The 1,670-nt window shown below is 49.1% G+C and carries 1 rRNA gene; it reads right to left on the minus strand.

The annotated features are described in order from the left end of the window. Nucleotides 1-1,558 (minus strand): 23S ribosomal RNA (locus ACFXAZ_RS39175); the annotation flags it as partial. Nucleotides 1,559-1,670 lie beyond the last annotated feature (112 nt).

The raw sequence follows: 1,670 nt of genomic DNA on the forward strand, positions 1-1,670 counted from the left end.
ACGATAAGCGGATTTGCCTACTTATCAGCCTAACTGCTTGGACGTGCACAACCAATCGCACGCTTCTTCTATCCTTCTGCGTCCCTCCATTGCTCAAACGATAAAGAGGTGGTACAGGAATATCAACCTGTTGTCCATCGCCTACGCCTGTCGGCCTCGGCTTAGGTCCTGACTAACCCTGAGCGGACGAGCCTTCCTCAGGAAACCTTAGGCATTCGGTGGACGGGATTCTCACCCGTCTTTCGCTACTCATACCGGCATTCTCACTTCTAAGCACTCCACCAGTCCTTCCGGTCTGACTTCACTGTCCTTAGAACGCTCCCCTACCACTGATACCATTGGTATCAATCCGCAGCTTCGGTGGTGTATTTAGCCCCGGTACATTTTCGGCGCAGAGTCACTCGACTAGTGAGCTATTACGCACTCTTTAAATGGTGGCTGCTTCTAAGCCAACATCCTAGTTGTCTAAGCAACTCCACATCCTTTTCCACTTAATACACACTTTGGGACCTTAGCTGGCGGTCTGGGCTGTTTCCCTTTTGACTACGGATCTTATCACTCGCAGTCTGACTCCTAAGGATAAGTCATTGGCATTCGGAGTTTGACTGAATTCGGTAATCCGATGAGGACCCCTAGTCCAATCAGTGCTCTACCTCCAAGACTCTTACACTTAAGGCTAGCCCTAAAGCTATTTCGGGGAGAACCAGCTATCTCCAGGTTCGATTGGAATTTCTCCGCTACCCACACCTCATCCCCGCACTTTTCAACGTGCGTGGGTTCGGGCCTCCATTCAGTGTTACCTGAACTTCACCCTGGACATGGGTAGATCACCTGGTTTCGGGTCTACGACCACGTACTAAACGCCCTATTCAGACTCGCTTTCGCTGCGGCTCCGCCTCTTCAGCTTAACCTCGCACGGGATCGTAACTCGCCGGTTCATTCTACAAAAGGCACGCCATCACCCGTTAACGGGCTCTGACTATTTGTAGGCACACGGTTTCAGGATCTCTTTCACTCCCCTTCCGGGGTGCTTTTCACCTTTCCCTCACGGTACTGGTTCACTATCGATCACTAGGGAGTATTTAGCCTTGGGAGATGGTCCTCCCAGATTCCGACGGAATTTCACGTGTTCCGCCGTACTCAGGATACATTCAAGAGAGAACGAAGTTTCGACTACGGGGTTGTTACCCTCTACGACGGACCTTTCCAGGTCGCTTCGTCTACCTCGTTCCTTTGTAACTCCGTATAGAATGTCCTACAACCCCAAGAGGCAAGCCTCTTGGTTTGGGCTATGTTCCGTTTCGCTCGCCGCTACTCAGGAAATCGCATTTGCTTTCTCTTCCTCCAGGTACTTAGATGTTTCAGTTCCCTGGGTCTGTCTTCCTTACCCTATGTATTCAGATAAGGATACCATACCATTACGTATGGTGGGTTTCCCCATTCGGAAATCTTCGGATCAAAGCTTACTTACAGCTCCCCGAAGCATATCGGCGTTAGTCCCGTCCTTCATCGACTCCTAGTGTCAAGGCATCCACCGTGCGCCCTTTCTAACTTAACCAAACTAAAAATTAAAAAATATGAGCTACACTGTTATCTAGTTTTCAAAGAACATACATTTATATATGAGAGATAGTTCTCTCAAAACTGAACAAAACGAAACACGGAAACTT

The organism is Streptomyces sp. NPDC059477, assembly GCF_042749375.1.
Classification (GTDB): domain Bacteria; phylum Actinomycetota; class Actinomycetes; order Streptomycetales; family Streptomycetaceae; genus Streptomyces.